Origin of the sequence: Pseudomonas mucoides (genome assembly GCF_015461845.1) — a bacterium.
In the GTDB taxonomy this organism is placed as follows: Bacteria; Pseudomonadota; Gammaproteobacteria; order Pseudomonadales; family Pseudomonadaceae; genus Aquipseudomonas; species Aquipseudomonas mucoides.
The window spans coordinates 1,191,485-1,215,400 of sequence record NZ_JACOPW010000002.1 but is presented as its reverse complement, the minus strand read 5'-3'; the positions used below and the strand labels follow the sequence as shown (position 1 = coordinate 1,215,400).

The following is a 23,916-nucleotide window of genomic DNA, read 5'->3' as shown; positions in this document are numbered from 1 at the left end:
TACCTGCCTGGATTGGGCAGTTTTTTATAGTCATTCAACAGATGGACGCGCCTCGGGCGCAGGAAAAGAAGCGTTTTGAAGAAATCCACCGCAGCACCCAAAACAGTCGTTCCGCTCTGGCGCCAGCATTTGCACTACCGGCTCAAGGAAGGTGCATTGATCGCCATTGGCGCCTTGTGCCTGTTCCTGATGATGGCCTTGCTGACTTACGGCAAGGACGATCCGGGCTGGAGTCACAACAGCAAGATTGATGACGTGCAGAACTTCGGCGGTCCCGCCGGTTCCTACAGCGCTGACATCCTGTTCATGGTGCTGGGTTACTTCGCCTATATCTTCCCGTTGCTGCTCGCGGTCAAGGTCTATCAGATCTTCCGTCAGCGCCACGAGCCGTGGCAGTGGAGCGGCTGGCTGTTCTCCTGGCGCCTGATCGGCCTGGTGTTTCTGGTGCTGTCTGGCGCCGCCCTGGCGCACATCCATTTCCATGCCGCCACCGGCCTTCCGGCGGGTGCTGGCGGCGCTTTAGGCGAAAGCCTTGGCGACCTGGCCAAGAACGCGCTGAACATCCAGGGCAGCACGCTGCTGTTCATCGCGCTGTTCCTGTTTGGCCTGACGGTGTTCACCGACCTGTCATGGTTCAAGGTGATGGACGTCACCGGCAAGATCACCCTCGACCTGTTCGAACTGTTCCAGGGCGCGGCCAATCGTTGGTGGGCAGCCCGTACCGAACGCAAGCAACTGGTGGCGCAACTGCGTGAAGTCGACGATCGCGTGCATGACGTGGTCGCACCGACCGTCACCGACAAGCGCGAGCAGGCCAAGGTCAAGGAACGGCTGATCGAACGCGAACAGGCCCTGAGCAAGCACATGTCCGAGCGCGAGAAGCAGGTACCGCCGGTCATTGCGCCAGCGCCGCCGAAACCCGCTGCACCGAGCAAGCGTGTGGAGAAAGAGAAGCAGGCACCGTTGTTCGTCGACAGCGCCGTGGAAGGCACCTTGCCGCCGATCTCGATCCTCGACCCTGCGGAAAAGAAACAACTCAATTACTCGCCCGAATCCCTGGCTGCGGTTGGCCATTTGCTGGAAATCAAGCTCAAGGAATTCGGCGTCGAAGTCTCGGTGGATTCGATCCACCCGGGCCCGGTGATTACCCGTTACGAAATTCAACCGGCGGCAGGCGTGAAAGTCAGCCGTATCGCCAACCTGGCGAAAGACCTGGCACGTTCCCTGGCCGTGACCAGTGTGCGTGTGGTTGAAGTGATTCCCGGCAAGACCACCGTCGGTATCGAGATCCCCAACGAGGACCGCCAGATCGTGCGGTTCTCCGAAGTGCTGTCGACTCCTGAGTACGACAACTTCAAGTCGCCGGTCACCCTGGCCCTCGGTCACGACATCGGCGGCAAGCCGGTCATCACTGACCTGGCGAAAATGCCGCACTTGCTGGTGGCCGGTACGACCGGTTCCGGTAAGTCGGTGGGCGTGAACGCGATGATCCTGTCGATCCTGTTCAAGTCCGGCCCTGAAGACGCCAAACTGATCATGATCGACCCGAAAATGCTTGAGCTGTCGATCTACGAAGGCATCCCGCACTTGCTGTGCCCGGTCGTGACCGACATGAAGGACGCGGCCAACGCCCTGCGCTGGAGCGTGGCGGAGATGGAGCGGCGCTATAAACTGATGGCGAAGATGGGCGTACGAAACCTGTCCGGCTTCAACGCCAAGGTCAAGGAAGCCCAGGACGCCGGCACGCCGCTGACCGACCCGTTGTACAAGCGCGAAAGCATTCACGACGAAGCGCCGCTGCTGACCAAGCTGCCGACCATCGTCGTGGTCGTCGACGAATTTGCCGACATGATGATGATCGTCGGCAAGAAGGTTGAAGAACTGATCGCCCGTATCGCCCAGAAGGCCCGTGCTGCCGGTATTCACTTGATCCTGGCGACCCAGCGTCCGTCGGTGGACGTGATCACCGGTCTGATCAAGGCCAACATCCCGACGCGTATGGCGTTCCAGGTGTCAAGCAAGATCGACTCCCGGACCATCATCGACCAGGGCGGTGCCGAACAATTGCTGGGTCACGGTGACATGCTCTACATGCCACCGGGCACCAGTCTGCCGATTCGTGTACACGGCGCGTTCGTGTCCGATGACGAGGTTCACCGCGTGGTGGAAGCCTGGAAACTGCGCGGCGCACCGGAATACAACGACGAAATTCTCGCCGGTGTCGAAGAAGCCGGCAGCGGCTTTGAGAATGGCGGCGGTGGTGGCGACGATGATGCTGAAACCGATGCGCTCTACGACGAAGCGGTGCAGTTCGTCCTGGAAAGCCGTCGCGCGTCCATCTCGGCCGTTCAGCGCAAACTGAAAATCGGCTACAACCGCGCCGCACGCATGATCGAAGCCATGGAAATGGCCGGGGTCGTGACGTCCATGAATACCAACGGTTCGCGTGAAGTCCTGGCGCCTGGCCCGGTACGCGACTGATTTGCTTTGAAGCAGGGTGGCGCAGTGACGCGCCACTCGCACCCCCCACGAATATCAAGAGGACTCCCATGCGTCTTATCCGCATGTTGTTGCTGCCGGTTCTAGCTTTGACCACGCTCTCGGCCCACGCCGATGACAAGGACGTGGCGCGCCTGACCCAATTGCTGGAAAAATCCCAGACATTGACCGCACGTTTCTCCCAGCTGACGCTTGATGGCAGCGGCACCCAGTTGCAGGAAACCGCTGGTGATATGTCGTTGCAGCGCCCGGGTCTGTTCTACTGGCACACCAATGCGCCGGCTGAACAAACCATGGTGTCCGACGGCAAGAAGGTCACCCTGTGGGACCCGGATCTGGAGCAGGTCACTATCAAGACCCTCGACATGCGTCTGACCCAGACCCCGGCGCTGCTGCTGTCTGGTGATGTGTCCAAGATCAGCCAGAGCTTCGACATCAGCGCCAAGGAAGCCGGCGGCGTGATCGACTTCACCCTGAAGCCGAAAACCAAAGACACCTTGTTCGACAGCCTGCGTCTGTCGTTCCGTAACGGTCTGGTCAACGACATGCAACTGATCGACAGCGTCGGTCAGCGCACCAATATCCTGTTCACCGGTGTGAAGGCCAACGAGCCGATCCCGGCGTCCAAGTTCAAGTTCGACATCCCTAAAGGGGCGGACGTGATCCAGGAATAAACCGCAATACCTGTAGGAGTGAGCCTGCAGTGTTCAAGTAGTGAGGTTTCGCAAGTCGTGATGGACCTGTTTCGCAGCGCCCCGATTGCTCAGCCCTTGGCCGCCCGCCTGCGTGCGGCCAATCTGGACGAGTACGTCGGTCAGGAACACCTGCTCGCTCGCGGCAAGCCTTTGCGTGAAGCGCTGGAGCAGGGCGCCCTGCATTCGATGATTTTCTGGGGCCCGCCGGGCGTGGGCAAAACCACCCTGGCGCGGTTGCTGGCGGAAGTCTCGGATGCGCACTTCGAAACGGTCTCGGCGGTGCTGGCCGGCGTGAAGGAAATCCGTCAGGCGGTGGAAATCGCCAAGCAACAGGCCGGGCAGTACGGCAAACGTACGATCTTGTTTGTCGATGAAGTTCACCGCTTCAACAAGTCCCAGCAGGACGCGTTCCTGCCGTACGTTGAAGACGGCACGCTGATTTTTATCGGCGCGACCACCGAAAACCCCTCGTTCGAACTCAACAACGCCTTGCTCTCGCGGGCCCGCGTCTATGTGCTCAAGAGCCTCGACGAAGCGGCACTGCGCAAACTGGTGCATCGCGCGCTGACCGAAGAGCGTGGGTTGGGTAAGCGCCAGCTGACACTCAGCGATGAAGGCTTCCAGATGCTGTTGTCCGCCGCCGATGGCGATGGCCGGCGGCTGCTCAATCTGCTGGAAAACGCCTCGGACCTGGCCGAAGACAACAGCGAGATCGGCGTCGATCTCCTGCAAAGTCTGCTCGGCGATACCCGTCGGCGTTTTGACAAGGGCGGCGAAGCGTTCTACGACCAGATTTCCGCGCTGCATAAATCGGTGCGCGGCTCCAACCCGGACGGCGCGTTGTATTGGTTCGCGCGGATGATCGACGGCGGTTGCGATCCGCTGTACCTGGCCCGGCGCGTGGTGCGCATGGCCAGCGAAGACATCGGCAATGCCGACCCGCGCGCCCTGAGCCTGTGCCTGGCGGCGTGGGAAGTGCAGGAGCGCCTCGGCAGCCCCGAAGGTGAATTGGCGGTGGCCCAGGCCATTACCTATCTGGCCTGCGCGCCGAAAAGCAACGCGGTGTACATGGGCTTCAAGGCCGCGATGCGCAGCGCCACCGAGCACGGTTCGCTGGAAGTGCCGCTGCACCTGCGCAATGCCCCGACCAAATTGATGAAGCAACTCGGCTACGGCGACGAATACCGTTACGCCCACGATGAGCCGGATGCCTACGCCGCGGGCGAAGACTACTTCCCGGAAGAACTCGAACCGCAGCCGTTCTACCAGCCAGTGCCGCGTGGCCTGGAATTGAAGATCGGCGAAAAGCTCAATCACCTCGCCCAACTTGACCGTCTAAGCCCTCGGCAGCGGAGAAAATAGTGATTCCATTGGTCATCGCGGTGTCCATCGGCGGTGTCGCCGGCACACTGTTACGTTTTGCTACCGGAAACTGGATCAACGCTAATTGGCCGCGGCACTTCTATACCGCGACGCTGGCCGTTAATATCGTGGGCTGTTTGCTGATCGGTGCTCTATACGGTCTTTTTTTGATTCGTCCGGAGGTGCCGCTTGAGGTGCGTGCCGGGTTGATCGTCGGCTTCCTCGGAGGGCTGACGACTTTTTCATCCTTTTCACTGGATACGGTGCGCCTGCTGGAAAGCGGGCAAGTGCCGCTGGCCCTGGGCTATGCGACGCTCAGCGTATTCGGCGGGCTGCTTGCCACCTGGGCCGGCCTGTCCTTGACCAAACTTTGATAAACGAGAAACCGACATGCTCGATTCCAAACTGTTACGTAGCAACCTTCAGGACGTAGCGGACCGCCTGGCATCCCGTGGCTACACGCTGGATGTTGCGCGCATCGAAGCGCTGGAAGAACAGCGCAAGACCGTCCAGACCCGCACCGAAGCACTGCAGGCTGAGCGTAATGCCCGTTCCAAATCCATCGGTCAGGCCAAGCAGCGCGGCGAAGACATCGCGCCACTGATGGCTGACGTCGAGCGCATGGCCAGCGAATTGAGCGCCGGTAAAGTCGAGCTGGACGCGATCCAGACCGATCTGGATTCGATCCTGCTGGGCATCCCCAACCTGCCGCACGAATCGGTGCCGATTGGCGAAGACGAAGACGGCAATGTCGAAGTCCGTCGCTGGGGCACCCCGACCGCGTTCGATTTCCCGGTTCAGGACCACGTGGCCCTGGGCGAGAAATTCGGCTGGCTGGACTTCGAAACCGCCGCCAAGCTGTCCGGCGCGCGTTTCGCCCTGCTGCGCGGCCCGATTGCCCGTCTGCACCGTGCGCTGGCGCAATTCATGATCAACCTGCACGTTACCGAGCACGGCTACGAAGAGGCCTACACGCCTTATCTGGTCCAGGCGCCGGCGCTGCAAGGCACCGGTCAACTGCCGAAGTTCGAAGAAGACCTGTTCAAGATCGCCCGCGAAGGCGAAGCCGATCTGTACCTGATCCCGACTGCCGAAGTGTCGCTGACCAACATCGTCGCTGGCGAAATCGTTGATTCGAAACTGCTGCCGATCAAGTTCGTGGCCCACACCCCGTGCTTCCGCAGCGAAGCCGGTGCGTCGGGTCGTGACACCCGCGGCATGATCCGTCAGCACCAGTTCGACAAAGTTGAAATGGTCCAGATCGTTGAGCCGTCGACCTCGATGGAAGCGCTGGAAAGCCTGACCGCCAACGCCGAGAAAGTCCTGCAACTGCTGGAGCTGCCTTACCGCACCCTGGCGCTGTGCACCGGCGACATGGGCTTCAGCGCGGTCAAGACGTACGACCTGGAAGTGTGGATTCCGAGCCAGGACAAGTACCGCGAGATTTCGTCGTGCTCCAACTGCGGCGATTTCCAGGCCCGTCGCATGCAAGCGCGTTTCCGCAACCCGGAAACCGGCAAGCCTGAACTGGTTCACACCCTGAACGGTTCCGGCCTGGCGGTCGGTCGTACCCTGGTGGCGGTGCTGGAGAACTATCAGCAGGCCGACGGTTCGATCCGCGTGCCTGACGTGCTGAAGCCGTACATGGGTGGCCTTGAGGTCATCGGCTAAATGAACTATCTGCCGCTGTTTCACAACCTGCGCGGCAGTCGTGTGTTGGTTGTCGGTGGGGGGGAGATTGCCTTGCGCAAATCCCGCCTGCTGGCCGATGCCGGTGCGCTGCTGCGGGTGGTTGCACCTGAAATCGAACCGCAACTGCGCGAACTGGTGGCCGGCAGCGGCGGCGAGTGCCTGTTACGGGGTTATGTCGAAACGGATCTGGACGGTTGCGGGCTGATCATTGCCGCCACCGACGACGAGCCATTGAACGCGCAAGTGTCCGCCGATGCCCATCGGCGGTGTGTGCCGGTCAACGTCGTTGACGCACCGGCCCTGTGCAGCGTGATCTTTCCGGCGATTGTCGATCGTTCCCCGCTGATTATTGCGGTGTCCAGCGGCGGCGATGCGCCGGTGCTGGCCCGGTTGATTCGCGCCAAGATTGAAACCTGGATTCCTTCTACCTACGGTCAACTGGCCGGTTTGGCGGCGCGTTTCCGCCATCAGGTCAAAGGTCTGTTTCCGGATGTGCAGCAGCGTCGCGGGTTCTGGGAAGACGTCTTCCAAGGCCCGATTGCTGACCGGCAACTGGCCGGGCAGGGCGCCGAAGCCGAACGTCTGTTGCAGGCGAAAATCGACGGCGAAGCGGATGTTACGACCGGCGAGGTATACCTGGTCGGGGCAGGGCCGGGTGATCCCGACCTGCTGACGTTCCGTGCCTTGCGGCTGATGCAGCAAGCTGACGTGGTGTTGTATGACCGCTTGGTGGCCCCGGCGATTCTGGAATTGTGCCGTCGTGATGCCGAGCGCGTTTACGTCGGCAAGCGCCGCGCCGATCACGCCGTGCCGCAGGATCAGATCAACCAGCAACTGGTCGATCTGGCCAAGGCTGGCAAGCGCGTGGTGCGGTTGAAGGGCGGTGATCCGTTTATCTTCGGTCGCGGCGGTGAAGAGATCGAAGAGCTGGCGGCCCATGGCATCCCGTTCCAGGTGGTGCCGGGTATCACGGCGGCCAGCGGTTGCGCGGCGTACGCCGGGATTCCGCTGACCCATCGCGATTACGCCCAGTCCGTACGGTTTGTCACCGGGCATTTGAAGGACGGTTCCACCGATCTGCCGTGGGCCGACCTCGTCGCGCCTGCGCAGACGCTGGTGTTCTACATGGGCCTGGTGGGCTTGCCGGTTATCTGCGAGCAGTTGATCAAGCACGGTCGCGGTGCGGATACCCCGGCGGCGTTGATTCAGCAGGGCACTACGGTCAATCAGCGGGTGTTTACCGGCACGTTGGCGGACCTGCCACGGTTGGTCGCGGAGCATGAAGTGCATGCACCGACGTTGGTGATTGTTGGGGAAGTGGTGCAACTGCGCGAGAAACTGGCGTGGTTCGAAGGGGCTCAGGCGCAAGTCTAGAGACCGAGTCGCCTCCATCGCGGGCAAGCCCGGCTCCTACAGTGATTTGTGTCGTTGTAGGAACCGAGCTTGCTCGCGATGGGGCCTTCAAATCCTGCACAAAACCTCAGGCCTTGCGCCAAACCCCTTTTCCGCTCAACCGCGCCCGATCATGCGCCACGGTAAAGTCCTGTGCCGGCCCTTTCGGCACAATCCCGGTCGGGTTGATGGTCTTGTGGCTGCCGTAGTAGTGATGCTTGATGTGCTCAAAACTCACCGTCTCGGCAATCCCCGGCCACTGGTAAATCTCACGCAACCAGTTCGACAGGTTCGGATAATCGGCAATCCGCCGCAGGTTGCACTTGAAGTGCCCGTGGTACACCGCGTCAAAACGAATCAGCGTGGTGAACAGCCGAATATCCGCTTCGGTCAGGTATTCGCCGGTCAGGTAACGATTGGCGCCTAGCAGCTGCTCCAGCCGATCCAGCTCTTCAAACAAACCATCAAACGCTTCTTCATAAGCGTGCTGCGAGGTCGCAAACCCGGCGCGGTACACGCCGTTGTTCACCGCCGGGTAAATCCGCTCATTCAACGCATCGATTTCACCGCGCAGTGGCTCAGGGTAGAAATCCAGGTCATTGCCGGTCAGGTCATCGAATGCGCTGTTGAACATGCGGATGATCTCCGCCGATTCATTGTTGACGATGCGGTTCTGTTGTTTGTCCCACAGCACCGGCACCGTGACGCGGCCGGTGTAGTTGGCGGTGTCGGCGGTGTAACGCTGGTGCATGAAGTCGAGATGATCGAGTTTGTCGCCGGTGGAGCCCAGGCGCTGGTCGAAGGTCCAGCCGTTTTCCAGCATCAGCCAGCTGACCACCGATACGTCAATCAGGTTTTCGAGGCCTTTGAGTTTGCGCAGGATCAGCGTGCGGTGAGCCCACGGACAGGCGAGGGACACGTAGAGGTGATAGCGGCCGGCTTCGGCGGCAAAGCCACCGACACCGGTCAGGCCCGGCTTGCCGTCGGTGGTGACCCAGTTGCGGCGTTGCGCCTGTTCGCGCTGGAACGCGCCGTCCTTGCCGCTTTCGTACCACTGGTCTTGCCAGCGGCCTTCGACTAATAAACCCATGATCAAGACTCCTCAAACCGATAAATCGTTGGAGAGGAGTCTATGCCCATCAGTTCGAACAAATAGCGCAAAGGTTGGGCAGTTATGATCGGTTAAATCGATCTGTCTCGAGCATCCCAATACTGCTGGGCCGTTTCGAACGCCTGATCACGGGATTGACCGAGTCCGCGCAACGCCAGGGCCATGGTCGAAATCAGGGCCATTTGCGGGTAGCTGTCGACCACATCGCCGCGCCATACGGCCTTCATATGTTCAGGGTCGAGGGCGGCGGGTTTGACGTGACGCTGGGCCGACAGTTGCGGCCACTCTTCGTCCCAGCTTTCACCGCCGGTGGTGCCATACAAGTGACTGTCGGCGTCCGGGTTGATCTCGATCTCGCCGCCGTCGCCCTTCACCACAATCGCTGTGTCGCCCAACAAGCCGCTGGCATCGCGGTGCACCGCCTGATAGCCGGGGTGGAAAATACTTTGCAGGCCGCAACGGGCGCCCAACGGATTGAGGATGCGTGTCAGGGAATGGATCGGCGAGCGCAGGCCCAAGGTGTTGCGCAGGTCGATCATGCGTTGCAGTTGCGGCGCCCAATCCACCAGCGGCATGAACGCCAGGCCACCGTTATCCAGTGCCGCACCCACCTGTTGCCAGTCGCGGCACAGCGCAATGCCGAGTCCTTCCAGCAGTTGTTCGCTGTACAGACGCCCGGCCGTGTGCGCGCCGGCGCCGTGCATGAAAATACGCACGCCGTTCTGCGCCAGGCACTTGGCCGCGAGCAGGTACCACGGCAGATGACGTTTCTTGCCGGCATAGGTCGGCCAGTCGAGATCAACAGTCAAGGCGGGCGCCTGCAAACGTTCGCGCAAGGCTTCGGTGAAACCGGCCATTTCCTCGGCGCTTTCTTCCTTGTGTCGCAGCAGCATCAGAAACGCGCCGAGCTGGGTGTCTTCGACCTTGTCGTCGAGCACCATGCCCATGGCTTCGCGGGCTTCTTCACGCGTCAGGTCGCGGGCGCCGCGTTTGCCTTTGCCGAGGATTCGCACGAACTGGGCGAACGGATGCTCGGCGGGTGTTTCGAGGGTCAACGCTGGGAAGTCGGTCATAAGCAATTCGTCGGTTTGGGCAGGCCCGCCAGCTTCGCGGCGAGTTTGGCAGGGGTGCCTTTGAACAGTCGGTTCAGGTGCAGGCTGTTGCCTTTTTCCGGGCCGAGCTTCAACGCGGTGTACTTGATCAACGGGCGGGTGGCCGGCGACAGCTGGAATTCGTCGTAGAAACGGCGCAGCAGTTCAAGGATTTCCCAATGCTCGGGGCTCAACTCAATGTCTTCGGCCGCAGCGAGGGCGCTGGCGACGTCAGCGGACCAGTCGCTCAGTTCGACCAGGAAACCGTCCTTGTCCAACTCGATGGCGCGAGCGCCGACTGTCAGGGAATTCATAGCCAACTGTTGACCTTGTCGTAGTGAATCGACAGATCGACGAAGGCCGGGTAATCGATGGCCTTGGCCCAGTCTGGCGTCTCAATGGACCGGGCTTGAACGTCTTCGGCCAGTACAAACAGTGTCAGGCCGCGAGTCTTCAGCGCGCTGAACGGGGCGGTGCCGGGTTGCAGGGCATACACCGCGTCGCCGCTCAGCAGCAGCGCATCGTTGGCGCCGATCACGCGCAGGCAACTGCTCAGGCGATCGTCGCCGAACGGGGAATGAGACAACACATGCAAAGTCGACATCAGAGGGTGATCACCTGGTCGTAACGGTCAATAAGGGCGGTGATGTCGTGGGCGGTCAGCGCCTGGGCTTCTTCCAGCGAGAAACCGGATGGGTCCAGCCCACGTTCTGCGGCACTGGCAGCGCAGACGAACAACTCCTCGACACCAAACATCGGCAAGGCTTGCAGGTTGGCGCTCAGGTCTTTTTGTTGCAGCGCCTTGGCGTCCTGTTTCGCGGCGAGCTGAAACACGCCGTCATCGAGAAACAGCAGGCCGATCGGCAGGTCGAAGGCGCCGCCAGCCAACACGATGTCCAGCGCTTCGCGCGCATTTGGCCCGGACCATGGCGCCTGACGGCTGATAATCAGCAAGGATTTAGGCATCTCACGCGCCTCCGAAACAGATCAAGCGGTCAGCGTCCTGCACCGCGTCGTGCAACTGGCCGAGGCCGGACAATTCCCACGGCGCGCCCACGGCAACCGCGTCGCGCTGATAACGCCCGGCTTCTTCCTCATTCAACACGCCACGGCGCAGGGCGGCGGCGATACACACCACGCCGTCCAGTTGATGCTCGTTGACAAACGCGCGCCATTGCTTGGGCAGGTCCAGCTCGTCTTGCGGGGTGACCACGCTGCCGGACGCGTTATAAACGCCGTCCTGATAGAAAAACAGCCGGACAATCTCATGCCCACCGGCCAGCGCAGCCTGGGCAAACAACAGGGCACGGCGCGAGGAGGGCGCATGGGCGGCGGAAAACAGCGCGATGGCGAATTTCATGACGGACTCGATCAGCGAAACTGCGGCCATGATAAAGCTTTATCGCTGAGGGGGCTAAATCGATGTTGTCTGGGCGGGCCTCATCGCGAGCAAGCTCGCTCCCACAGGGGGTTGTGTAATGTTCGAGATTGCAGCTTCACCACGTAACCTGTGGGAGCGAGCTTGCTCGCGATGAGGCCCGCACGGTCATACAAAACTCAGCGCGGCATATACCCCAACTGCCACCGCCGCGGAACTTTCAACGACACCACCCCCAGCACCCCCGCCAGCAATCCGCTGGCGAACAAGGCCTGAAGCCCCAGATGATGTTCCAGCACCGCCCCAAGAACAGCCCCGACGAACATCCCGGTCCAGGGGATCAATTGCACGCGCCAGCCATTGCGCCGTTCGCCGAGCATCCAGCGCCCCAATCCGCGTCCGAAGCGCGACAGGGCGCCGGTGACATAGGTCAGGCCGACCGGCAGGCCGTTCACTTCCTCAACGGCGGCATTGAGCATGCCCATGGCGATGATCGCCGCCAGCAGCGCGGGCAATTGTTCGTCGTAGGGCCAGGTAGCGGCCGCGCAGAGCAGCACGGCGACGGTCAGCATCAAGGGCAGCGCCCGTCGTCTGCCGAGGCGGCTGACGACAATGCCCAAGGCGTTGCCGACGATGAACGTGGCCACGAGCAGTAGCAAACGCCCGGTCAGCCCCAGATCACCGTCGCTGATGGCCACGGCGAGCCGCGTGGTGTTGCCGCTCATGAACGAGACGAAATCGCCACTGGCCATAAAGCCGATGGCATCGGTCATGCCGGCGAGGACCGAGAGCATGGCCACCAGCGTCATGCCGATGCGCCCGCGCCACTTTTGCGTGTGCAGGTGGCCGGGGCTGGCGTGGGTTGAGGAGGCGGAAGGCAGCATCGGAGCGGGCATCCTTGTGCAGGGGTTACGGTTCTATCCCGTATAACTCGCAATAGTCCAGCCAATTCATGCCGGCCATCTCTGCGACTTCCTTGTGCACTTCCCGGCGATGGGCTTCGTAGTCCTGTGGTGTGGCGGCCGTCAACAGCAGCGTCAGCTCCCAGGCGAACAGTCCCTGACGCTCGGCCTCGGCTTCGAAGGCTTCGTGCAATCGCTCGTCGCGGTACTGCGCCGCGGTCTCACCCTTGGCCTGGGCCAGCAGCGGGTTGAGGTTGTCGAGTTCGTGGCGCAGTTGCGGGCGCTCATCGAGAAACTTCTTCAGCGCCTGCTCGTGTTGCTGTTCGGTTGCCGCCATGGTCTCTCCTTGATAACGGGTTACGAAGATTGTTTCTTGCTGGCCTTGGCCGCAGCGGCCAGGCATTCGAGGGCGAACTGCTCGGTGTAGGTCATCTTGATCGGCGTGGTCTCGCCTTTGACGGTGCGTTCGCCGTCGAGGATGTAACGGATGCGCTTGTCGGTGACGCCAATGCGCTTGGCAATCCAGGACGGTGTCTGGCCAATCTGGCTGATCAGCTTGTCGGCGTATTCAGGGGTTGGTTTGTAGAATTCGGCGTTGGGTGTCATGGGGGTTCCAGAAAAAGGCGGTGTTTATGGCGCGACAGGGTGCGCGAATCGTTACGCGGTGTCGCGGTATAAATGCAGTAAAGCAGAACGAAACGCCGCGCCACGGTGATACAGTCCGCTTTTTATTGATGAGCGAACGTAATGCGAATTCTGATGGTGGCGCTGGCCGTAACGTTGCTGGCGGGATGCGCGGGCTCGGTGATGGACGATGCTCGCACCAAGGCCCCGTACAAAACCCTGAACTCGAACAAGCCGGAAATGGTCGTGGCCCAGTGCGTGCAGTTTTCCTGGCAGGACGAGGCGGTGTTCGGCGTGGACGCCGGCGCGTATTTGCAGCCGGGTAAAAAGGGCGGTTCGACGGTTTACACGCGGTCGGCGGAATCCTTTATCGACGTGACCACCGATGCGTCCGGCACCGTGATCAGTTACTACGCGCAGCATGACGATTTTGTTGCCAAGCGCCGTTTGGCGGCGTTGGCGACTTGTCTCTGAATCAGAGCTGACGCAGTACCCCCTGTAGGAGGTTTGTGTTTTGATCAGTTGATCAGGCGTTTCTGGAAGAAGTGGCGTTTGTGGCCCGGCGGGTAGTCGGCAATTTGGCCTAGCTCGCTGTAACCGAGCCGTTTGTAAAACTCCGGCGCCTGAAAGTCGAAGGTGTCCAGCCAGATCCCCACGCATTCCTTTTCCCGCGCCAGGTCTTCGGCCATCTGCATCAGTTTCGAGCCCAAACCCTGTCCCCGAGCCTGTTCAGGCACCGACAGCAACTCGATAAACAGCCACTGGTAAAAGAACCGGCCATACAACCCGCCGAGAATCTCGCCGTTGTCGTCGCGCACCAGCAACGCCAGCGGTTGCGGATTGCCGGGGCCAGCCTGCGCGGTGTTGTAGGCGCGCAGCGGTATGAGGATCGCCTCACGTTCTGCGTCCGTGGGGTTTTGCGACTGTTCGATTCGCAGGGTCATGAGCGACATCCTTTTGGCAATGATCCGCCAGCCTAGCGTGCTCGCGGTAATTGTGGAACCGTCGCCGTCGCGCGGAGGTCTAGCCTAAACAGCGTCACTTCAGAACGCGGCCAATGAGGACACCCCGTGAATATTTTCGAAGCCTTGCGTGAAAGCCACGAGCGCCAACGCGGTTATGCCGATGCGCTGATCAATACCAGTGGCGACACCCCTGAGCGGGTCGAGGCTTACAAACAACTCAAGTCCGAACTCCAGGCCCACGAAACCGCCGAGGAGCGGCATTTCTATATTCCGCTGATGGAGTTCGACAACGGCGTCGACCTGAGCCGCCACGCCATCGCCGAACACCACGAAATGGACGAAATGATGGAGGAACTGGACGCGACCGAGATGTCCAGCCCGGCCTGGCTGGCGACCGCGAAGAAGTTGGCCGAGAAGGTTCATCACCACCTGAAAGAGGAAGAGCAGAAGTTCTTCCAGATGGCCGGCAAACTGCTCGATGACAAACAGAAAGAAACCCTCGCCGGCCAGTACGAAAAAGAATACAAAGCGCAGCTGTCCTGAACCTGAGCCCCCCCCAACCCTGTAGCAGCTGGCGAAGCCTGCGTCCGGCTGCTACAAGGTCCCGTATTAGGTGTCAGGGAGATGCAGGGCTTTTGCGTTTTCGCCTACCATGGGCACTTCTCACGAAAAAGGATGCGGTGCCATGGCGAACACAGCCGAACGGGTCAACATTATCGAATCCCAGGTGTTGTCCCACGACTGGTACCTGCTGAAAAAAATTACCTTCGACTATCAGCGCAACAGCGGCGACTGGCAACGTCAGACCCGCGAGGTCTACGACCGGGGCAACGGCGCGGCGATTCTGTTGTTCAACCGCGAGAAGCGTACTGTCGTGCTGACGCGCCAGTTCCGCTTGCCGGTGTTCGTCAACGGCCATGACGGCTTGCTGATTGAAGTGGCCGCCGGGTTGCTCGAAGGTGCTGCGCCGGAAGAACGCATCCGCGCCGAAGCCGAGGAAGAAACCGGTTACCGCGTGCACCACGTACAAAAGATCTTCGAGTCGTACATGAGCCCCGGCTCGGTCACTGAAAAGCTGCACTTCTTTATTGCCGAGTACGACGCCACGTCGAAAGTCAGCGAGGGCGGTGGGCTGGAGGAAGAGACCGAAGAGCTGGAGGTGCTGGAGTGGGCCTTCGACGAGGCGCTTGAAGCGTTTTATCGCGGGGAAATCTGCGACGCCAAGACCATCATGCTGCTGCAATACGCGGCGATGAAGAACATTTTCACCTGAGCGACGCTTTCCCTGTAGCCGCTGACGAGCTCTGCGAGGCTGTGTCTGATGCGGGCCGCAGCCGTGGATGTGGGAAGCGCGGTGCATCAGCTAGATCGAGTGCGCTCGGATTACGACGGCTTCGCCGCCGAACGCAGCCTCGCAGGCTCGGCAGCTGCTAGAGGTGTTCCGGTCAGTCAGAACAGGTCGCCCGTTCTGCTGGCGCCTGACCACTCGCACCCTTCAAGCGTCAGCAACCGCTCTTTCGCCTCCAGCCCACCGGCAAATCCGGTGAGCTTGCCCGAGGCGCCGATCACCCGATGGCAGGGTGCAACAATCGAGATCGGGTTTTTGCCATTCGCCGCGCCCACCGCCCGAACCGCGCTCGGGTTGCCGATTTGCTCGGCGATCTGGCTGTAGCTGCGCGTCTCGCCGAACGGGATGGTCAGCAGGGCTTGCCACACCTTCTTCTGAAAATCCGTGCCGGCAAAATCCAGTTCCAGATCGAACGAGTTTCGGGTGCCGGCAAAGTATTCCTGCAACTGCTGAACGGCGCGCACCAGGATCGGGTTGTCCGGCGCTTCGTGCATCGGGCCCAGCCGCACCCGGTTCGGCTTGTCGTTTTCCCAGAGGATGGCCGCCAGTCTTGCCTCTTTCGCCACCAGCTTCAGTTCGCCGACCGGAGACGCCAGGGTGGTGAAGGTGTAGGTCATGCTGGCGGACTCCGCAGAAGGGCTGAACAGAGCCTCAGCATACTGCCTCGACGGGGAGGCGCAATGTGTAATCCGAGCCATACTGCCTTCTGCTCTTGAAACGTTTTCTCTGCTTTTTTCAGACCCTAAAAACAAAAAGAGACCGACTCATGAAGTACGAACCTTTTGCCAAATCGCTCATCGCGACCTCATTGGCGCTTAGCTGCCTGACTGCCCACGCCGCCTCTGTGGCCCCCGTCGCGGCCGAAAACGGCATGGTGGTCACGGCCCAGCACCTGGCCTCCCAGGTGGGCGTTGATGTGCTCAAGAACGGCGGCAATGCCGTGGATGCCGGCGTCGCGGTGGCGTATGCGCTGGCGGTGGTGTATCCCGCAGCGGGCAACCTCGGTGGCGGCGGTTTCATGACCATTCAGCTGGCGGACGGGCGCAAGACCTTCCTCGATTTCCGTGAAAAAGCCCCGCTGGCCGCCACCGCTAACATGTACCTCGACAAAGAAGGCAATGTCGTCCCCGACCTCAGTACCCGTGGCCACCTGGCTGTCGGTGTGCCGGGCACGGTGTCCGGTATGGAACTGGCCCTGAGCAAGTACGGCACCAAGCCGCGCAAGGAAGTGATCGCCCCGGCGATCAAACTGGCCGAAGACGGGTTTGCCCTGGAGCAGGGCGATGTCGATTTGCTTGACTACGCCACCGACGTGTTCAAGAAAGACATGAAGGACTCCGGCTCGATCTTCCTGAGCAACGGCGAGCCGATGCAAGTCGGGCAAAAACTGGTGCAGAAGGACCTGGCCAAAACCCTGCGGGAAATTTCCGAGAAGGGCGCCGACGGTTTCTATAAAGGCTGGGTCGCCGACGCCATCGTCACCTCCAGTCAGGCCAACAAAGGCATCATCACCCAGGCCGACCTCGACAAATATAAAACCCGCGAACTGGCGCCTATCGAGTGCGATTACCGTGGCTACCACGTGGTCTCGGCACCGCCACCAAGCTCCGGCGGGGTAGTGATTTGCGAGATCCTGAACATCCTCGACGGTTACCCGATGAAAGACCTGGGCTACCACTCGGCCCAAGGTATGCACTATCAGATCGAAGCGATGCGCCATGCGTATGTGGACCGCAACAGCTACCTCGGCGACCCGGATTTCGTGAAAAATCCAATCGCGCATTTGCTGGACAAAAACTACGCCACCAAACTGCGTGCCGCGATCCAGCCGCAGAAGGCCGGCGTGTCCCGCGAGATCAAACCCGGCGTAGCGCCGCATGAGGGCAGCAACACCACGCACTTCTCCATCGTCGACAAATGGGGCAACGCGGTGTCGATGACATACACCCTCAACGACTGGTTCGGTGCCGGCGTCATGGCCAGCAAAACCGGGGTCATCCTCAACGACGAAATGGACGACTTCACCTCGAAAATCGGCGTGCCGAACATGTACGGCCTGGTGCAAGGGGAGGCCAACGCCATCGCCCCCGGCAAGGCGCCGCTGTCGTCCATGAGCCCGACCATCGTCACCAAGGACGGCAAGGTCGTGATGGTCGTCGGCACCCCCGGCGGCAGCCGCATCATCACCGCCACCTTGCTGACCATGCTCAACGTGATCGACTACGGCATGAACATCCAGGAAGCGGTGGACGCCCCGCGTTTCCACCAGCAATGGCTGCCGGAAGAGACCAACCTCGAGACCTTCACCACCAGCCCGGACACGGTGAAGATCCTCGAAAGCTGGGGGCATAAGTTTGCCGGGCCACAGGATGCCAACCACGTCGCGGCGATCCTCGTCGGCGCACCTTCGCTGGAAGGTAAACAGGTCGGCAAAAACCGCTTCTACGGCGCCAACGACCCACGTCGCAACACCGGGTTGTCACTCGGCTACTAGCGGTTGTGTTTGAAAGGGGACGGATCTATTTTCGTCCCGTGATCCATTGATTGTTCAAGGAATGAATCATGGCCACTGCACTGCTAATCATCGACGTCCAGCAAGCGCTTTGCTTTGGCGAGGACGAGTGCTTTGAGATCAATCGCGTTATCGAGAACATCAACCACTTGAGCATTCGGGCCCGGATCGCCGGGGTGCCGGTCGTGTTGATCCAGCACGAAGACGAGAGCGGGCCGCTCGTGCATGACTCGGCCAGCTGGCAACTGGCCGAAGGACTTGTGACTGACCCCGAGGATAAGTTCGTACGCAAGACAACCCCGGACTCCTTCTACCAGACTCACCTGGGAAAGCTGCTGCCGAGAGAGGAGTTCGAGCGCCTGATCATCTGCGGTTTGCAAACCGACTACTGCATCAACGCGACCGTGCGTCAGGCACTGAAACTGGGCTACGACGTGGAGCTGGCAGCGGACGCGCACTCCACCTTCGACAACGGTAACCTGACTGCCGAAGACATCATCGCCGAGTACAACAAGGACCTGGCGCACCTGACCGGTTCGGTGGCGCGCATCGACGTCAAGCCTGCGGCTGAAATCCGCATCTGAATCTACTGACAGCCCTGAGGCCCGGACGCTTCAGGCTGCTCACGTCGCAAACATCAACGCCCTCGGCGACTGCCCGACCTCAGGCACCACACCGCCCAACACCAGCCGGGTAATGGTCGCCGCCGCCCTCGCGTAATCCTCATCCTGCGGCGTTTGCTGCCCGGTGATGTGCGCTATCTGCCAACCCAGATTGGTGTAGCTCCGGGTCGCCGACCAGATGAACAGCATCAAATGTTCCGGGTCCACCGGCGCCAACAGGCCCCGATCAATCCAGCTTCGCAGACACTCCACATTGCGTTGCGCCTCGGCATACAGCAGGTCCCGGCACTCCTCGGGCAATTGCCGTGCCCCCAGCAGCAACTCACTACTGAACACCTTGGCAATGTGCGGATGCTCGCGGGCGATACGGATTCGCGCGGCAATGTAGGCCTGTAATCCCGCCACCGGGTCATCGCTTTCGCGCAGCGCGGCCGAGGCGTGCAGCAGCGGCTCGACAAACCCGAGCAGCACGCGCGAGTAGAGGTTTTCCTTGCTCTGAAAGTAGTAATACAGATTCGCCTTCGGCATCCCCGCACGCGCAGCGATGTCCCGGGTCTGGGTGGCATCGAAACCTTTGGCTGCGAACTCTTCGCTGGCGGCGGCCAGGATGAGGTGCTGATTATGCTGGCGAATGCGGCTCATGGAGAGGGTCTAGGCGATTTGAGCTACGCAATATACAAAAATATATAGCGTGGAGGCCAGCGATGACGTCGCCGTCGGCTGTTGATGACTGATGTGGAACTGCCGGATCAACGGAAACAAATTGTCATGAAATGAGAAAGCGCTGTCGCCAATTGAAAAATTAATGACGCTTAGGTGTATTAAATTCTTCTCACGAACGGCGCTACAAGCCCCGCCGTTCGGCGGCTTGACCGCACAGACCTTCAGTCGCAGAGAGAATAATAAAATGAGCGTAGAACAACTGATTGGCGATCTTCTCGCCGAGCTAACAGGCGTGAGCCCCGACGAACCCTTCAACCAGAACGAGCGCCTGCCGCAGTACAAAGCGCTGTTCCAGCTCGATCAGGATGTCTTCCATCCGGATTACGTGGCCAACAACCTGCGCTTCGGTGTGCTTGAAGAGCGGTGAGAGCCTGGCCTGAAAAGGGGCGGATCGATGTTCGTCCCTTGATTACCCGTCTGCAAAAATCCCGATCAACTCCGCCAGAAAGGCACTCACCACCTCCCGTTGCCGCGCCGAATGTCGCACCGCCGCATGGAAACCCACCTCATAACGCAGCAGCTCAGGGTTGAGCGGATGCAACTGCCCCAACTCTTCATGTTTGGCCGCGTAATGCTGGGGCAGAAAACCCAAGTGCTGGCCCGACAGAATCAGCAGCGCCGCACCGTCCATGCTGTCGGTGAGCACCGTCAAACGTTCGATGGACGTGGGCGCGGGCATTTCCGGCAAGGGGTGGCTGGGCCAGACCCAGTCGTAATCGCGTACGTCTTCGCGGCTCAGATCACCGACGTGATCGAACAGCGGATGCGCTGGCGCGCAGTAGGCGATCTGGGTTTCCTGGAACAGCGGGAAGTAATCGATGTTGGGCAAGCGATGCCAGAAATAACCGATGGCCAGATCGATATGGCCGTTGATGATTTTCTCTTCCAGCAGCGACGACGACAGCTCGGTGAAGTGGAAATACAGCCCCTCATGGCGCGAGCGCAAACGGGCAATCGCCAGGGCGATGTTCTTGTTGGCGGACGGATCGATTTGACCGAGCAAGCCAATGTTGATGATGCCCGACACCTTGCGATTGATGTGCTGCACCTCAACCCGAAAGCCCTCGGCCGCCGCCAATAACCGACGAGCCGCTTCGACAAACTGGCCACCCTTGGGCGTCACCGAAAATCCGCCGCGCCCACGCTCGCACAGACGAAACCCGACCCGCGCTTCCAGCGTCGCCAATTGCGCGCTGATGGTCGGTTGCGTGGTGTTGAGTGCCGTCTGCGCGGCCGAGATTCCACCGGCCTCGACGACGGTCAGAAAGACCCGGATCAAACGCAGATCCAGTTCCGATACAGTGCCCAGCATGTGTTGCCTCCGATGTTCACCACATAGACGCCGGTCTATGTAAACAGTGCGCCTGCGATATTTTACCGCCCTGACCGACGCCCTACATTGCAATGAAACCGGCGCTTTGCCCATAAAAACAACAATCACCAGCATAGGAACATTCGTATGTCAGGGTCCCCACAAACTGCGCACGCCCTCGAAGCGAGCAGCGGGTTGGCCATCGAAGGCCACTCGATCGACTACATTCCGCAAAACGAACGTCACGCCAAACTCAGCAGCCAAGGACCTTTCTGGTTCCTGGGCAACTTCCACTTCTTCACCATCTCCATCGGTTTCGTCGGCCCAAGCCTCGGCTTGTCAGCGCTGTGGACCATGCTCGCCGGCGCGCTGGGCATCATGTTCGGCACCATCTTCATGGCCTTCCACGGCTCGCAAGGTCCGGAAATGGGCTTGCCGCAAATGATCCAGTCCCGCGCCCAGTTCGGTTATCGCGGCGTAATCCTGGCCCTGATGGCGACGATGTTTGTGTTCGTCGGCTTCAACGTGGTGAACATCTCGCTGATCATGAACGGCCTCGAACACGTGTTCGGCATCGACCCGACCATCGTCGCCGTGGCGGTGGTGCTGATCGGCGCGCTGCTGTCGATCTACGGCCACGACCTGATGCACAAAGCCTTCAAGTGGGCGTTGCTCGCCACCTTGCCGCTGTACGCACTGGTCACCATCGCCCTGATGTTCGGCGCCGGCCAGGAAGGCGTCACCCCGGCAACTGACCTCGGCTTCAACTGGGTCGCGTTCGCCACACTGTTCGCCATCGGCGCCAGCTACAACATTTCCTATGCGCCCTATGTCTCCGACTATTCCCGTTACCTGCCGAAAAACACCAGCCGCCCCAAACTGATCGCCGCCGTGTTCATCGGCGCCTCGCTGTCCGGCAGCTGGATGATCGGCCTCGGCGCGTGGCTGGCGCAGCAGTTGAAAGCGGTGGATGCACTGGTCGCATTGAACCAGGTTGGCTCTTCGATGATTCCGGGGCTGGGCAACGTGCTGGTGATCGTCTCGGTCGCGGGCTTCCTGCCGATCATCGCGCTCAACACCTACAGCGCCATGCTGACGCTGCTGACCGGCGCTGACTCGATCAAGAAAATCACCCCAACACCCCGCGCCCGCATCCTGTCCATCACCGCGATCAGCGTGATCCTGCTGACCTGCGTGCTGTCGATCAAAGGCGACGGCATCGCGCTGCTGAACACCTTCCTCGTGTTGCTCCTGTACTTCCTCGTGCCCTGGACCGCCGTCAACCTGGTCGACTACTTCTTCGTTCGCAAAGGCCGCTATGCCATCCCGCACTTCTTCACCCCGAACGGCATCTACGGCGCCTGGCAATTCCGTGGCATCGTCTCCTACCTGATCGGCTTCGCCGCGATGGTGCCGTTCTTCTACATCTTCGATGCCGCCGCCAACAAAGAAGTCTTCGTCGGCCCGCTGGCGCGGATGCTCGAAGGCGTGGACATCGCCTGGCTGGTGGGATTGGTGGTGTCGGGCCTGACGTACTTCATCCTCAGCCGCTCGCTGGACCTCGCGTCCGAACGCCGGGTGATCGATGCCATTACCGAGAGCGACATCCTCGCCATGACCCAACCTGCGATGGAGGCGGTGCGTTGAACACTGCAAAAAACACCGTGGTCGCCTGCTGCCAAGTGGCGCCGAAGATTGGCGACCTGGCGTTCAACCGGACGCTGACCGAACGGGCGATTCGTTCGGCGGCGCATCAAGGGGCGCAGGTTGTGGTGCTGCCTGAGTTGGTGCAGAGCGGGTATGTGTTCAATGACCGCCGTGAAGCGTTGTCGTTGTCGGAAACGGTCGATGGACCGACCTTGAGCCTGTGGGCGGCACTCGCCCGCGAGTTGGACATTGTCGTGGTCGGCGGATTTTGCGAGCGACTGGACGGTGACGAACTGGCCAACAGCGCGGCGATGATTGATGCCCAAGGGTTACGCGCTGTGTATCGCAAGGCGCACCTGTGGGATGCGGAGAGTGAAGTTTTCACCGCAGGTGATGCTGCGCCGCCGGTGGTTGAAACGGTGCATGGGCGGATTGGGATGTTGATTTGCTACGACCTGGAGTTTCCGGAGTGGGTGCGGCTGCCGGCACTGGCGGGGGCGGATTTACTGTGTGCGCCGGTTAACTGGCCGGATGGGCCTCGGCCGCTGACGGAGCGTCCGGCGGAAGTGGTGCGGGTGCAGGCGAATGCTTCGGTGAATCGGATGTTTATTGCGGCGTGCGATCGGCATGGGTTTGAGCGTGGGGTGGGGTGGGTGCAGGGTTCGGTGATTGTCGATGCGGATGGGTATCCGTTGGCGGGGCCGGCGGAGCAGGGGGGGGAGCGGATTTTGTTGGCGACGGTGAATCTTGGGGAGGCGCGGAATAAGCGGATTAGTGCGCGCAATGATTTGCATGGGGATCGGCGGGAGGGGTTGTATGGGGTGGTTGGGGGATAGGACGGTCGTCCGTCCTTTTTCGGTTACCAAATGCGGTGGTAGTGAAGGGGAGCCGCTACCTGTTTCGCAAGCCCGTTTCGGAGGCATATCCAGTTGCCCGCTTAGGGCGGCCAACCCAGGGCCAGAGTGCTTCTGGTCGATTGTTGATTGTAACGACGGATAGCTATCGGCCTGAGCTGCCTTCGTGGAAGGCAGCTCAGGGGGATTCATCTACACCGCAACCAGCGAAGCGGTTACACACCCTCAGGCTCGCAAAACGGTGGTCGCCATCGAAAATGTGCGCTGGTTGGACGCATTGGGTTATGTCGAATTAACTCTCAGCGATAATGGCGTGCAGTACAGCGCGGGTGTGCTTAATAACCACACACTTTATTAATTCAAGCCGCTGCGCATCAACCTCGCCCCAGTTCAATGAAGTGAGTGCAGTACGGCGCATCATTTGAAAGACGGCCAGTTGGCCATTAAGTGCCATCGAACGGATCCGCGCTTCATCATCGTTGGGTGCGCAACTCATCAAACGCTCAACAATTGCGGTAGTCACGGAATAAACCGGCTTGTTGAGGCGATTATTGATGATGTCAAAACCAGCCACAGGCCCTTGGCCGCCTTGCCCGTGGGCAATGAACAGCTGCCATTCCGAGGCCTGTTCCGACTCGAACATGCAGTCCACGACACGCCCCTGTATGGCACAGAAAGCATCGATTAGGGCTTCGTGACTCTCATTTTCCATAAGCGCGTGTTCAGCATGTGCGACCACCTGCGCCATGTACCCCCACACGTGCGAAGCGATGTGCTCAGCGCATGCCAGGTAAACACCCTCCTTGTTGTCGAAGTAGTACCTCAACGCAGGGGCATTTACGCCAGCGGCGGCTGCAATATCGCGGGTTGATGCAGCCTCGAAGCCCCGCTCGCCGAATAGCTTCAGCGCTGCATCCACAATTCGAGCACGAGTCTCTTCGCCACGTGCATACCCCGTCCCCTCTGGATGCCGATGCAGGGTACCTCTGATTATCGAGCTCATTTTTTCACTCAAAAAAGAAATTTATAGCAGTTGACTCCAATTTTGTCCATGTGGGATAGTTATTCCAGTTGGAACATATTCGGGGTCGCGGCGGCCAGGCAAGGTTCGCCATCTGCATCCAGGCGAACGCATGACAATTACTCGGGTACACATTTTTTCTTTCTTTACACGTTGAGCAATGAC

At 60.4% G+C, this 23,916-nt stretch carries 28 protein-coding genes; 14 read left to right on the top strand and 14 right to left on the bottom strand.

The window, feature by feature from the left end; genetic code table 11:
* Window positions 1-75 precede the first annotated feature (75 nt).
* The 6 genes from H8F22_RS14310 to cysG all read left to right on the top strand — a co-directional run bounded on the left by H8F22_RS14310 (window position 76) and on the right by cysG (window position 7,622).
* Window positions 76-2,481 carry a DNA translocase FtsK gene (locus H8F22_RS14310; protein ID WP_027925131.1) on the top strand — a complete coding sequence of 802 codons (2,406 nt, stop codon included), beginning with the start codon at window positions 76-78 and terminating at the stop codon, window positions 2,479-2,481.
* Between the two features lie 68 nt (window positions 2,482-2,549).
* The gene (lolA, locus tag H8F22_RS14305; RefSeq protein WP_027925132.1) at window positions 2,550-3,173 is read left to right on the top strand and encodes an outer membrane lipoprotein chaperone LolA; all 624 of its coding nucleotides are present in this window, start codon (window positions 2,550-2,552) and stop codon (window positions 3,171-3,173) included.
* A gap of 60 nt (window positions 3,174-3,233) precedes the next feature.
* Window positions 3,234-4,556, top strand: coding sequence for a replication-associated recombination protein A (locus tag H8F22_RS14300; protein ID WP_027925133.1), 1,323 nt, complete (start codon window positions 3,234-3,236; stop codon window positions 4,554-4,556).
* Window positions 4,556-4,930 (top strand): fluoride efflux transporter CrcB, encoded by a 375-nt coding sequence (crcB, locus tag H8F22_RS14295; RefSeq protein ID WP_027925134.1) that lies wholly within the window; start codon window positions 4,556-4,558, stop codon window positions 4,928-4,930. Before H8F22_RS14300 ends, crcB begins: the two co-directional genes overlap by 1 nt.
* 16 nt (window positions 4,931-4,946) lie before the next feature.
* Window positions 4,947-6,227 carry a serine--tRNA ligase gene (serS, locus tag H8F22_RS14290; protein ID WP_059182587.1) on the top strand — a complete coding sequence of 427 codons (1,281 nt, stop codon included), beginning with the start codon at window positions 4,947-4,949 and terminating at the stop codon, window positions 6,225-6,227.
* Entirely contained in the window at window positions 6,228-7,622 is a 1,395-nt protein-coding gene (cysG, locus tag H8F22_RS14285; RefSeq protein WP_027925136.1) for a siroheme synthase CysG, read from the top strand.
* A gap of 106 nt (window positions 7,623-7,728) precedes the next feature.
* Here cysG and H8F22_RS14280 read toward each other — a convergent pair whose 3' ends face one another.
* From H8F22_RS14280 to H8F22_RS14240, 9 genes are all read right to left on the bottom strand, one after another.
* Window positions 7,729-8,730 carry a glutathione S-transferase family protein gene (locus tag H8F22_RS14280; RefSeq protein WP_194940347.1) on the bottom strand — a complete coding sequence of 334 codons (1,002 nt, stop codon included), beginning with the start codon at window positions 8,728-8,730 and terminating at the stop codon, window positions 7,729-7,731.
* A gap of 92 nt (window positions 8,731-8,822) precedes the next feature.
* Window positions 8,823-9,824 (bottom strand): glycosyl transferase family protein, encoded by a 1,002-nt coding sequence (locus tag H8F22_RS14275; RefSeq protein WP_194940346.1) that lies wholly within the window; start codon window positions 9,822-9,824, stop codon window positions 8,823-8,825.
* Window positions 9,821-10,156, bottom strand: a complete 336-nt coding sequence (locus tag H8F22_RS14270) for a TusE/DsrC/DsvC family sulfur relay protein (protein ID WP_027925139.1) — start codon at window positions 10,154-10,156, stop codon at window positions 9,821-9,823. Before H8F22_RS14270 ends, H8F22_RS14275 begins: the two co-directional genes overlap by 4 nt.
* Window positions 10,153-10,446, bottom strand: coding sequence for a sulfurtransferase complex subunit TusB (tusB, locus tag H8F22_RS14265; RefSeq protein ID WP_027925140.1), 294 nt, complete (start codon window positions 10,444-10,446; stop codon window positions 10,153-10,155). Before tusB ends, H8F22_RS14270 begins: the two co-directional genes overlap by 4 nt.
* The gene (gene tusC / locus H8F22_RS14260; protein WP_059182591.1) at window positions 10,446-10,808 is read right to left on the bottom strand and encodes a sulfurtransferase complex subunit TusC; all 363 of its coding nucleotides are present in this window, start codon (window positions 10,806-10,808) and stop codon (window positions 10,446-10,448) included. Before tusC ends, tusB begins: the two co-directional genes overlap by 1 nt.
* Window position 10,809: 1 nt before the next feature.
* Window positions 10,810-11,202 (bottom strand): sulfurtransferase complex subunit TusD, encoded by a 393-nt coding sequence (gene tusD, locus H8F22_RS14255; RefSeq protein ID WP_027925142.1) that lies wholly within the window; start codon window positions 11,200-11,202, stop codon window positions 10,810-10,812.
* A gap of 197 nt (window positions 11,203-11,399) precedes the next feature.
* Window positions 11,400-12,104, bottom strand: a complete 705-nt coding sequence (locus H8F22_RS14250) for a YoaK family protein (RefSeq protein WP_059182592.1) — start codon at window positions 12,102-12,104, stop codon at window positions 11,400-11,402.
* Between the two features lie 25 nt (window positions 12,105-12,129).
* On the bottom strand, window positions 12,130-12,459 hold the full coding sequence (locus tag H8F22_RS14245) for a DUF6388 family protein (protein WP_059182593.1): 330 nt from the start codon (window positions 12,457-12,459) through the stop codon (window positions 12,130-12,132).
* 20 nt (window positions 12,460-12,479) lie between these two features.
* Window positions 12,480-12,728, bottom strand: a complete 249-nt coding sequence (locus H8F22_RS14240) for a hypothetical protein (protein WP_027925145.1) — start codon at window positions 12,726-12,728, stop codon at window positions 12,480-12,482.
* A 141-nt stretch (window positions 12,729-12,869) separates the two neighbouring features.
* On the opposite strand from H8F22_RS14240, the gene H8F22_RS14235 reads away from it, so the two are divergent.
* A complete protein-coding gene (locus H8F22_RS14235; protein WP_027925146.1) occupies window positions 12,870-13,220 on the top strand; it encodes a hypothetical protein in 351 nt (116 codons plus the stop codon).
* Window positions 13,221-13,264: 44 nt separating this feature from the next.
* On the opposite strand, the gene H8F22_RS14230 is transcribed toward H8F22_RS14235, so the two are convergent.
* Window positions 13,265-13,690, bottom strand: a complete 426-nt coding sequence (locus H8F22_RS14230) for a GNAT family N-acetyltransferase (protein ID WP_194940345.1) — start codon at window positions 13,688-13,690, stop codon at window positions 13,265-13,267.
* A 126-nt stretch (window positions 13,691-13,816) separates the two neighbouring features.
* On the opposite strand from H8F22_RS14230, the gene H8F22_RS14225 reads away from it, so the two are divergent.
* The gene (locus H8F22_RS14225; RefSeq protein WP_027925148.1) at window positions 13,817-14,254 is read left to right on the top strand and encodes a hemerythrin domain-containing protein; all 438 of its coding nucleotides are present in this window, start codon (window positions 13,817-13,819) and stop codon (window positions 14,252-14,254) included.
* 142 nt (window positions 14,255-14,396) lie between these two features.
* Window positions 14,397-14,984: an NUDIX domain-containing protein gene (locus tag H8F22_RS14220; protein WP_027925149.1), complete on the top strand. Its 588-nt coding sequence runs from the start codon at window positions 14,397-14,399 to the stop codon at window positions 14,982-14,984.
* A 176-nt stretch (window positions 14,985-15,160) separates the two neighbouring features.
* Here the strand turns inward: H8F22_RS14220 and H8F22_RS14215 are convergent, their stop codons facing one another.
* Window positions 15,161-15,676: a methylated-DNA--[protein]-cysteine S-methyltransferase gene (locus H8F22_RS14215; RefSeq protein ID WP_059182595.1), complete on the bottom strand. Its 516-nt coding sequence runs from the start codon at window positions 15,674-15,676 to the stop codon at window positions 15,161-15,163.
* 149 nt (window positions 15,677-15,825) lie between these two features.
* Here H8F22_RS14215 and ggt point away from each other — a divergent pair, with 149 nt between their 5' ends.
* Together ggt and H8F22_RS14205 are read left to right on the top strand one after the other, a co-directional pair.
* On the top strand, window positions 15,826-17,553 hold the full coding sequence (gene ggt / locus H8F22_RS14210) for a gamma-glutamyltransferase (protein WP_194940344.1): 1,728 nt from the start codon (window positions 15,826-15,828) through the stop codon (window positions 17,551-17,553).
* Window positions 17,554-17,621: 68 nt separating this feature from the next.
* Window positions 17,622-18,155, top strand: coding sequence for a cysteine hydrolase family protein (locus H8F22_RS14205; RefSeq protein WP_194940343.1), 534 nt, complete (start codon window positions 17,622-17,624; stop codon window positions 18,153-18,155).
* Between the two features lie 39 nt (window positions 18,156-18,194).
* Here H8F22_RS14205 and H8F22_RS14200 read toward each other — a convergent pair whose 3' ends face one another.
* Entirely contained in the window at window positions 18,195-18,836 is a 642-nt protein-coding gene (locus H8F22_RS14200) for a TetR/AcrR family transcriptional regulator (protein WP_027925153.1), read from the bottom strand.
* A 265-nt stretch (window positions 18,837-19,101) separates the two neighbouring features.
* Between H8F22_RS14200 and H8F22_RS14195 the strand changes: the two genes are divergently transcribed.
* The gene (locus tag H8F22_RS14195; RefSeq protein ID WP_027925154.1) at window positions 19,102-19,284 is read left to right on the top strand and encodes a hypothetical protein; all 183 of its coding nucleotides are present in this window, start codon (window positions 19,102-19,104) and stop codon (window positions 19,282-19,284) included.
* 42 nt (window positions 19,285-19,326) lie between these two features.
* On the opposite strand, the gene H8F22_RS14190 is transcribed toward H8F22_RS14195, so the two are convergent.
* On the bottom strand, window positions 19,327-20,229 hold the full coding sequence (locus H8F22_RS14190; protein WP_027925155.1) for a LysR family transcriptional regulator: 903 nt from the start codon (window positions 20,227-20,229) through the stop codon (window positions 19,327-19,329).
* Between the two features lie 147 nt (window positions 20,230-20,376).
* Here H8F22_RS14190 and H8F22_RS14185 point away from each other — a divergent pair, with 147 nt between their 5' ends.
* Together H8F22_RS14185 and H8F22_RS14180 are read left to right on the top strand one after the other, a co-directional pair.
* A complete protein-coding gene (locus H8F22_RS14185; protein WP_059182598.1) occupies window positions 20,377-21,876 on the top strand; it encodes a purine-cytosine permease family protein in 1,500 nt (499 codons plus the stop codon).
* Window positions 21,873-22,712 carry a nitrilase family protein gene (locus H8F22_RS14180; protein ID WP_059182599.1) on the top strand — a complete coding sequence of 280 codons (840 nt, stop codon included), beginning with the start codon at window positions 21,873-21,875 and terminating at the stop codon, window positions 22,710-22,712. The genes H8F22_RS14185 and H8F22_RS14180 overlap by 4 nt, the downstream gene beginning before the upstream one ends.
* A 310-nt stretch (window positions 22,713-23,022) precedes the next feature.
* Here the strand turns inward: H8F22_RS14180 and H8F22_RS14175 are convergent, their stop codons facing one another.
* Window positions 23,023-23,733 carry a CerR family C-terminal domain-containing protein gene (locus H8F22_RS14175; RefSeq protein ID WP_059182600.1) on the bottom strand — a complete coding sequence of 237 codons (711 nt, stop codon included), beginning with the start codon at window positions 23,731-23,733 and terminating at the stop codon, window positions 23,023-23,025.
* Window positions 23,734-23,916 lie beyond the last annotated feature (183 nt).

What these genes read in the sequence shown, in the direction of transcription:
- lolA (WP_027925132.1), top strand. Translation starts at nt 2,550, where the DNA reads ATGCGTCTTATCCGCATGTTGTTGCTGCCGGTTCTAGCTTTGACCACG.
- H8F22_RS14300 (WP_027925133.1), top strand. Translation starts at nt 3,234, where the DNA reads ATGGACCTGTTTCGCAGCGCCCCGATTGCTCAGCCCTTGGCCGCCCGC.
- serS (WP_059182587.1), top strand. Translation starts at nt 4,947, where the DNA reads ATGCTCGATTCCAAACTGTTACGTAGCAACCTTCAGGACGTAGCGGAC.
- cysG (WP_027925136.1), top strand. Translation starts at nt 6,228, where the DNA reads ATGAACTATCTGCCGCTGTTTCACAACCTGCGCGGCAGTCGTGTGTTG.
- H8F22_RS14280 (WP_194940347.1), bottom strand. Translation starts at nt 8,730, where the DNA reads ATGGGTTTATTAGTCGAAGGCCGCTGGCAAGACCAGTGGTACGAAAGC.
- H8F22_RS14275 (WP_194940346.1), bottom strand. Translation starts at nt 9,824, where the DNA reads ATGACCGACTTCCCAGCGTTGACCCTCGAAACACCCGCCGAGCATCCG.
- H8F22_RS14270 (WP_027925139.1), bottom strand. Translation starts at nt 10,156, where the DNA reads ATGAATTCCCTGACAGTCGGCGCTCGCGCCATCGAGTTGGACAAGGAC.
- tusB (WP_027925140.1), bottom strand. Translation starts at nt 10,446, where the DNA reads ATGTCGACTTTGCATGTGTTGTCTCATTCCCCGTTCGGCGACGATCGC.
- tusC (WP_059182591.1), bottom strand. Translation starts at nt 10,808, where the DNA reads ATGCCTAAATCCTTGCTGATTATCAGCCGTCAGGCGCCATGGTCCGGG.
- tusD (WP_027925142.1), bottom strand. Translation starts at nt 11,202, where the DNA reads ATGAAATTCGCCATCGCGCTGTTTTCCGCCGCCCATGCGCCCTCCTCG.
- H8F22_RS14250 (WP_059182592.1), bottom strand. Translation starts at nt 12,104, where the DNA reads ATGCTGCCTTCCGCCTCCTCAACCCACGCCAGCCCCGGCCACCTGCAC.
- H8F22_RS14245 (WP_059182593.1), bottom strand. Translation starts at nt 12,459, where the DNA reads ATGGCGGCAACCGAACAGCAACACGAGCAGGCGCTGAAGAAGTTTCTC.
- H8F22_RS14240 (WP_027925145.1), bottom strand. Translation starts at nt 12,728, where the DNA reads ATGACACCCAACGCCGAATTCTACAAACCAACCCCTGAATACGCCGAC.
- H8F22_RS14235 (WP_027925146.1), top strand. Translation starts at nt 12,870, where the DNA reads ATGCGAATTCTGATGGTGGCGCTGGCCGTAACGTTGCTGGCGGGATGC.
- H8F22_RS14230 (WP_194940345.1), bottom strand. Translation starts at nt 13,690, where the DNA reads ATGACCCTGCGAATCGAACAGTCGCAAAACCCCACGGACGCAGAACGT.
- H8F22_RS14220 (WP_027925149.1), top strand. Translation starts at nt 14,397, where the DNA reads ATGGCGAACACAGCCGAACGGGTCAACATTATCGAATCCCAGGTGTTG.
- H8F22_RS14215 (WP_059182595.1), bottom strand. Translation starts at nt 15,676, where the DNA reads ATGACCTACACCTTCACCACCCTGGCGTCTCCGGTCGGCGAACTGAAG.
- ggt (WP_194940344.1), top strand. Translation starts at nt 15,826, where the DNA reads ATGAAGTACGAACCTTTTGCCAAATCGCTCATCGCGACCTCATTGGCG.
- H8F22_RS14205 (WP_194940343.1), top strand. Translation starts at nt 17,622, where the DNA reads ATGGCCACTGCACTGCTAATCATCGACGTCCAGCAAGCGCTTTGCTTT.
- H8F22_RS14200 (WP_027925153.1), bottom strand. Translation starts at nt 18,836, where the DNA reads ATGAGCCGCATTCGCCAGCATAATCAGCACCTCATCCTGGCCGCCGCC.
- H8F22_RS14195 (WP_027925154.1), top strand. Translation starts at nt 19,102, where the DNA reads ATGAGCGTAGAACAACTGATTGGCGATCTTCTCGCCGAGCTAACAGGC.
- H8F22_RS14190 (WP_027925155.1), bottom strand. Translation starts at nt 20,229, where the DNA reads ATGCTGGGCACTGTATCGGAACTGGATCTGCGTTTGATCCGGGTCTTT.
- H8F22_RS14185 (WP_059182598.1), top strand. Translation starts at nt 20,377, where the DNA reads ATGTCAGGGTCCCCACAAACTGCGCACGCCCTCGAAGCGAGCAGCGGG.
- H8F22_RS14175 (WP_059182600.1), bottom strand. Translation starts at nt 23,733, where the DNA reads ATGAGCTCGATAATCAGAGGTACCCTGCATCGGCATCCAGAGGGGACG.